This is a genomic window from Pseudomonas sp. R62 (genome assembly GCF_000257605.1).
In the GTDB taxonomy this organism is placed as follows: Bacteria; Pseudomonadota; Gammaproteobacteria; order Pseudomonadales; family Pseudomonadaceae; genus Aquipseudomonas; species Aquipseudomonas atacamensis.
Window position 1 is genome coordinate 1,396,754 of the sequence record NZ_JH635999.1, and the last position, 6,936, is coordinate 1,403,689.

5 protein-coding genes are annotated in these 6,936 nt (G+C 57.8%); 4 read left to right on the forward strand and 1 reads right to left on the reverse strand.

Translation table 11 applies throughout. The annotated features are described in order from the left end of the window. From OQK_RS24425 to OQK_RS24440, 4 genes are all read left to right on the forward strand, one after another. The coding region (locus OQK_RS24425) for a sigma-70 family RNA polymerase sigma factor (protein ID WP_016774731.1) at nt 1-442 on the forward strand (442 nt) is incomplete at its 5' end. Beyond that, on the forward strand, nt 442-1,392 hold the full coding sequence (locus OQK_RS24430) for a FecR domain-containing protein (protein ID WP_016774732.1): 951 nt from the start codon (nt 442-444) through the stop codon (nt 1,390-1,392). The genes OQK_RS24425 and OQK_RS24430, both read left to right, overlap by 1 nt. Nucleotides 1,393-1,459: 67 nt before the next feature. Next, entirely contained in the window at nt 1,460-3,862 is a 2,403-nt protein-coding gene (locus OQK_RS24435; protein WP_016774733.1) for a TonB-dependent siderophore receptor, read from the forward strand. A 103-nt stretch (nt 3,863-3,965) separates the two neighbouring features. After that, entirely contained in the window at nt 3,966-4,481 is a 516-nt protein-coding gene (locus OQK_RS24440) for a cupin domain-containing protein (RefSeq protein ID WP_016774734.1), read from the forward strand. 191 nt (nt 4,482-4,672) lie between these two features. Here the strand turns inward: OQK_RS24440 and OQK_RS24445 are convergent. Next, on the reverse strand, nt 4,673-6,936 hold a 2,264-nt coding region (locus tag OQK_RS24445), incomplete at its 5' end, for a hypothetical protein (RefSeq protein ID WP_016774735.1).

The following is a 6,936-nucleotide window of genomic DNA, read 5'->3' on the forward strand; positions in this document are numbered from 1 at the left end:
GGAAACCTGGCTGCGCCGGCGCATGGGCAATGCGTGGGATGCGGCGGACCTCAGTCAGGACACCTTTCTGCGCGTCCTGTGCAACGCGCCGCCGCTGGCCGAGTTGCGCGAGCCGCGCGCGTATTTGCTCACCGTCGGCAAACGCCTGCTGAGCAATTTCTACACGCGGCGCCATCTGGAAAAAGCCTACCTCGACGCCTTGGCGCAATTGCCGGAAGCGTGCGCACCGTCGCCGGAACAGCGCTGGTTGCTGCTGGAAACCTTGCAGGCGCTGGATGAATTGCTAGATGGCTTGCCGCGTGCGGTGCGTCGGGCATTTCTTTGGAGTCAACTCGAGGGCCTCGGCTACCGCGAGATCGCCGAGCGCTTGCAGGTTTCCGAGCGCACGGTAAAACGCTACATGGCCCAGGCGTACGAGCATTGCTTGCTGGTGGATCTGTGATGCGCGTTGCCCCCAGCGAGGAAACGCGGGAAGTGGCGCGGGCGGCGGCGCAATGGCTGGCACTGCTCGAGTCAGGCGCTGCCAGTGATGAAGATCACGCCCGATTGCAGCATTGGCGTGCCAGTGACAGTCGCCACGAGAACGCTTGGCAGAAAATCCAGCAGCTTCGCCAGCGTTTCGCAGGTTTGCCGCCGACACTGGCCATGGCCACGCTGGATCGGCCGGATCCGGCGCGGCGCGCGGCACTCAAGCGTGCCTTCGGCGTGGCGGCGCTGGTGCCGGCGGCGTGGTTGATCAGTCGGGAGCTGCCGCTGGAGGTCTGGCGTGCCGATTTGCACACCAGCACTGGCGAGCGGCGCAAAGTGCAGTTGGCCCAGGATTCTTCATTGCAACTCAACACCGACAGCGCGGTGAATGTCGATCTGCCTGCACGTCAACTGACACTGATTCGTGGCGAGATGGCGCTCAACGTGGCGGGCGATTCAGCCTTTATCGTCAACGCGCCTTATGGGCGGATGATCGTCAATCACAGCGACATCTCGGTGCGCCTCAATGCGCGCGATTGCCAGGTCTGCGTGTTGCGCGGTTCGGTGCAATTGCAGCCGCTGCACGGCACGGCGCTGGTATTGCAGCAGGGCCAGCAAGTCAGCCTGCAAGCTTCGGGCGCGGGGGCGGTGACGGCATTCGATGCGTTGATGCCCGGTTGGCGCGACGGTGTGCTGATGGCGCAAAACCAGCCGCTGGGTGATTTCCTTCGCGAGCTGAGTCGCTACCGCTCGGGAGTGCTGCGCTGGGATCCGGCGCTGGAATCGCTGCGCATCACCGGCAGTTTCCGCCTCGACGATACCGATCAAGTGCTGGCACTGCTGGCAGCCAGTTTGCCCGTCGACGTGCACACGCGAACGCGATTTTGGGTGTCGCTGGTACCGCGCGCAGAAAAAACCGGTTGAAGCCTGTCCCTTTTTTTCGCCTCGCTGGTCATTCCAGGCAAGTGAACAAAATCGAGAGCTTCTTCCAATGCCCGCAGTATTTCCAGGTCGTTTGCGTCCGTTGTTGCAGTTGAGCCTTTTGCTGAGCCTGAGTGCCAGCCCCTTATTGATGCAATCGAGCTGGGCCGACGATGGCAGCCGCCGCAGTTATCAGGTGCCGGCCGGTAGTCTGAGTGCCGCGCTGACGCGTTTCGCAGGTCTCGCCGGAGTCAATCTTTCGGTGGATCCGGCGCTGGTCAGCGGCCGCAACAGCAGTGGGTTGTCCGGCGAGTTCGGTGTGGAGGAGGGGTTTAGTCGGTTGTTGCTGGGTTCCGGTTTGCAGCTGCAACCTGTCGGTGATCAGGCTTATACGCTGGTGCCCGCAGTGCAAGGCAGCACCTTGCAGCTGGCACCGACATCGATTCTCGGCGCGAGCGGTTCAGCGGATGCCGATGTATTCGCCGGCGGTCAGGTCGCGCGGCGGGGTTCGCAAGGGCTGTTGGGCTCCAGGGATTTCATGGAAACCCCGTTCAGCATGACCACCTACACCAGCGAAACGGTGAAAAACCAACAGGCGCGCACCCTCGGCGACCTGATCGGCAGCGACCCTTCGGTACGCGCAACCAACCCGGCCGGTGGCCGCTATGAGCAATTCACCATCCGTGGTTTCAGCCTGTTCAACAGTGATGTTGCCTACAACGGCCTCTACGGTGTGTTGCCGACTTACACCATCGACATGGAAATGGCCGATCGCGTCGACATCCTCAAAGGCCCGAGCCAATTGATCAACGGGATTTCGCCACGGGGCAGTGTAGGAGGGGGGATCAACGTCGTGCCGAAGCGCGCGACCGACAAGCCGATCACCTCGCTGACGGCCAACTACGCCTCGAACAATCAAGTCGGCGGCGCGGTGGATGTCGGACGGCGTTTTGGTGACGAAAACCAATTCGGTCTGCGCTTCAACGGGGTCAAGCAGTCCGGAGATACGGAATGGGATCACCAGAGCGTCGATCGCGACATGGCGGTGCTCGGTCTGGACTTTCGTGGTGAACGCTTGCGACTTTCCACTGATATCGGCCACACCGAACGCGACACCGACGCACCGCAGGAACGCGTGCAAGTCGCCGCCAATGCCAAAGTGCCGAACGCCAATGATGTGCGCGACAACTATGCGCAACCCTGGAGCCGGGCGCGCACCAAAGACACTTTCGGCACGGTCAACGGCGAGTTCGATGTCAGCGATTCGGTCATGCTGTATGGCGGCGTCGGCGCACGCAAAAGCAATCACGACTTCTTGCGCCATGCCGTTTCGGTGAGCAACGACGCCGGTGATTTCAGCGTTCAGCCGCGCGACTTCACTCGCGACGAGAACGTCCGCACGGCTACCGCTGGCGTTCGTAACTGGTTCCAGACCGGGCCGGTCAGCCATGAAGTGAACCTGGCGGCCAACTACTTTTATATGGACTTCGAAAACGGCGGCGCCCGTTACGCGGCCGGGCGCAGTAATCTCTACGACCCGGTGGAGATCGCCAGACCCGGCACGCCGACCCGCAATGACGCCAAGGTCTACACAGAGAACCGCTTCAGCGGCGTGGCGCTGTCCGACACGCTCGGCTTCTTCGACGATCGTCTGTTGCTGACTTTGGGGGCGCGCTGGCAGCGAGTCAAAGTCGATGACTGGAGCGACGGAATCAAGGGCGACACGGCTTACGATGAGGAAAAAGTCTCGCCATCGGGCGGGATTCTGTTCAAGGCGACGGACAAACTTTCGCTGTACGCCAACTACATGGAAGGTCTGAGCCAAGGCAAGATCGCGCCATCGACATCTATCAACGAAGACGAAATCTTCCCGCCATTCATCAGCCGCCAGGTCGAAGTCGGCGCCAAATACGACGCGGGCTCATACGCGCTGACGGCAGCGATGTTCCGCATCAAACAGCCTGCGTACGAAACCAACGCCACCACGCGAGTCTTCGGCCCAAACGGAAAGCGCGAGAACAATGGCGTAGAACTGAGCGTGTTCGGCGAACCGCTCAAAGGCTTCAGATTGCTCGGCGGTGTGATGTACATCGACAGCGAACTGACCCACACCACCAACGGCACATTCGACGGCAACCGCGCACCGGCGACACCGAAATACAACGTCAACCTTGGTGCGGAGTGGGACGTGCCGAGCGTGCCGGGGCTGACTTTGACCAGCCGTGGTATTTACTCGAGTTCGCAGTATCTGGACCAGTCGAACGACAAGGAAATCGACTCATGGGAACGGTTCGACGTCGGCACACGCTATGCTTTCAAGCTGGACGAGAAGACGATCACCTTGCGCGCCAATGTCGAAAACGTGCTGGATAAACGCTACTGGAGCTCGGCGGGTGCTTCGGATGACAGCGAACCGGGATTGACGCTTTCGACGCCGCGAACGTATCTGCTGTCGGCGACGGTAGACTTCTAATGGAGCAGGGTAAATGCGTCGATTATCTTCGAAAATACGTTAACTACACTAAATGACCGTTTAGTTGAGCTAACAAAAAATAGTACCTGTTATGGAGAAGGTCATGATTCAGCGCAAGCCGAACGCAACTGATGTGATTACTGCGCTGAATCTACAGCCTCATGTCGAGGGCGGGTATTACCGCAGAACCTATCAAGCCGATCACCGTGACTGCCTCGAAACGCAGCAAGGCCCGCGATATCTGCTGACCTCGATCTACTATCTGCTCACTGAGCAATCGCCGGCGGGCCAGTTTCATTTCAACCAGTCCGACATCCTGCATTATTTTCAGTTGGGCGACGCCATCGAATACAACCTGATTCACGCCGACGGCTCATTGCAAACGCTGGTAATGGGCAGCGATGTTTTGGCTGGTCAGCAACTGCAGTTGCACGTACCGGGTGGAATTTGGAAAGCCTCTCGATTACTGGAAGGCTCAAATGGCTTTGGCTTGATCAGCGAAGCGGTTTCGCCTGGGTTTGATTTCGCAGACATGGAAATCGGTAATCGCGCAAAACTCACGGCACAGTTTCCGCAGCATGGTGCGCTGATTGAAAAGCTGACGCATGATGATGGATGAGGGCTGTAGATTGGGAAGAATGCAGTTTGTAGGGGAAGCTGGTTTTGAAGCGGCCAACGTAGATTCAAATCTCCTGGGCAACCACGCTGACCTTGTAATACTTTGTTACGTGTAATGTATATTATGTTAAATCATGTATGCGAATGGCCTCAGGCTTTAGATATCAGATCCACCCCTCCCAACCTCTCAGGCTAAGCAACGCCATTCGTTTGCAGCTTCAACAACCAATGTCTCTCGGTAGTCCATCCGATAAAAGCCTGAGCACCTTCGCTTGCTTGGCGAGCCCCGGTCAACGGTGTGCCAGAAGCCGCTACTCGCAACCCTCTAATCGCCGGCAGGAACCTTTCACGAAATCCACCAGGCTGAATCGCGAAATGCGCTTCGATACGTTCAATCGCGAATTGCATTTCTGCCTCATCCAGCATCGCTAGATAAAACACCATCTGCCGCCACGCGTACGCCGTATTTTTGATCATCACCAGGCTGGAGTGATAAAACTTCAACTTCACCTGCTGGCGTATGCATATCCATCTGAAGCATTCCTCGGCCATCGAAGCCAAGCGATCCTTCAACAGCGTTTTCAACCCAAGCTCACCAAATAAGAGCGCAAGGTTTTGCGTCGTCAGGATCTGTTGTTGCTCGATGATTTTCCCGTTAATCGCCGGCCGCCAAGTACCCAAGCGCTCATCAGCCCTCTGAGCGCACAATATGGCCAATGCGTCCCTGGAACTAGCGTCAGGCCTGGAGAACCTTTTGCGCCTGGATTTCGGTTGCTCAGGAAGCATCGCCAATTGGCCTGTGTCGATATCGTAGAAATTGGCGTATAGCGTGCCACCTATCAACGATGCCGCCTGCCTGGCAGCTCTTAGGTACTTGTTGGAGAAAGCGCCCATGAAAATGTCACAGGCGACCTCTTCAACAAAAGGCAGGCCCAGCCTGGCCATCGCCGCAAGCGCAGCAAATTCCTGAATGAGTTTGTTGGGCAGGATCGCTTGAGGAAAAGCGCAAAGAGTCATTGCTGCGGATTCGATCAGGAACTGTTTCGCTGCTTCAGCGACCACCGCGTCCGTTTCTCGCTGGTCTTCAACAGCCGCCACCCACGGCAATTCATTCATCCTGACCTGACTTTGCAGATCCAACAGCAACAATGATCGGCGTTGTCGAAAGGCGCGATAGGTCGCGACAGAGAGCATCCGCAGCGACGTATCGCGAAATCCTGCGCTGCAGATCTCAGCCGTAATCGCTGGCAGCAGCCGCGCCACGGTATCCCCGGATGTAATCAATCCCCTATCGATCAACTCGGCAATTGTGCCCTTTCGACACTGCTCGACGCGTCGACGAATATCAGGAGGAATGCCGCTACCTGTTAATAGCGAATGTGCGGTCGCTTCTTCGCAGGTAACGGGTTGCAACAGAGATGAAAAGTCGGAAACTCCGTCCGAACCGGGATACCTGCTCAGACGTGCGGCAACCCCTTTAGCAAATAGATGGTGACCGGGTGCGGACACGTGACTGCGTTGAGAGTCTCTGTGCTTCTGATGAGATTCGGATTCGGGATGACCATGCTTGCGTACGAAATCGTCGACGATCCTGCGAATTCGTCCGACTTGCCGTCCCGTAAGCGACGCCGCATCGCTAGCGCAATTCCCCAGCAGTGCAAACAACTCCCCTGCCCGATCCCTTGAGCTTTCAGCTGCACCTGAAGCGCTGGGGCAAGAAGCATCGAACTGCTGCTTCAGGGTATTCGCCTGCTCAAACCAGCCCTCGGGATACCGGCGACAAGGCCAATCATCCTGATACGTTAAAAGGAAAAGCGACACCGCCGAATCGTAAAGCGGTAACCGAGTTTCAACGACATGCTTCTGCACTGCCACGCGCGCCTGTGCCGGGCGATTTGAAAGCACGGCTCTGACATCCCCGACAGTAAAAACCTGCACTTGAGCTGTTGAAAGCGGCAAACCGTCAGAAGCCATCGGAAAGAATCGCAGCTGTTGAAAGAAAGGCGCTATTGCTTCAACCAGATCCCATGCGTTCTCTGTACGTTGCTGCCCCAGCAACCAGGCCACGGTCAGCAGTGCAGCTTCTTCGGGCACCTCGATTCGATAATCCCCGCTCGCCAGCTTCGCTTGCAGTACCTCGATCCCCTCCTCCGTAAGGTGCCAAGTGTTGAGATCGAGTCGCTCGAAACCAGGACGGATACCTGGAATCGAAGCAGCCAGCTGTCGCTCGTAATCGGTCAGTGCCCCCCCGGCCAAGAACTGCCCAGTGGCGAAACCTCCAGTGACGACTTCCAGCGTGACCCACTCAGGCACATCCGCGAATGGCGTTCGTGAGCCATACGACGCGGATCCCTGCAATATGTGCTCGATTACATTGCGCCAGCGCTCGATGCGCTTGCTTGTCTGTCCGTTATTGTCGAGGCCCGGTGCAGCGAGTGCTCGAGACAGTTGAAAAG

Excerpts from the sequence above, each read along its gene's own strand:
- OQK_RS24430 (WP_016774732.1), top strand. The coding sequence starts at position 442 with ATGCGCGTTGCCCCCAGCGAGGAAACGCGGGAAGTGGCGCGGGCGGCG.
- OQK_RS24435 (WP_016774733.1), top strand. The coding sequence starts at position 1,460 with ATGCCCGCAGTATTTCCAGGTCGTTTGCGTCCGTTGTTGCAGTTGAGC.
- OQK_RS24440 (WP_016774734.1), top strand. The coding sequence starts at position 3,966 with ATGATTCAGCGCAAGCCGAACGCAACTGATGTGATTACTGCGCTGAAT.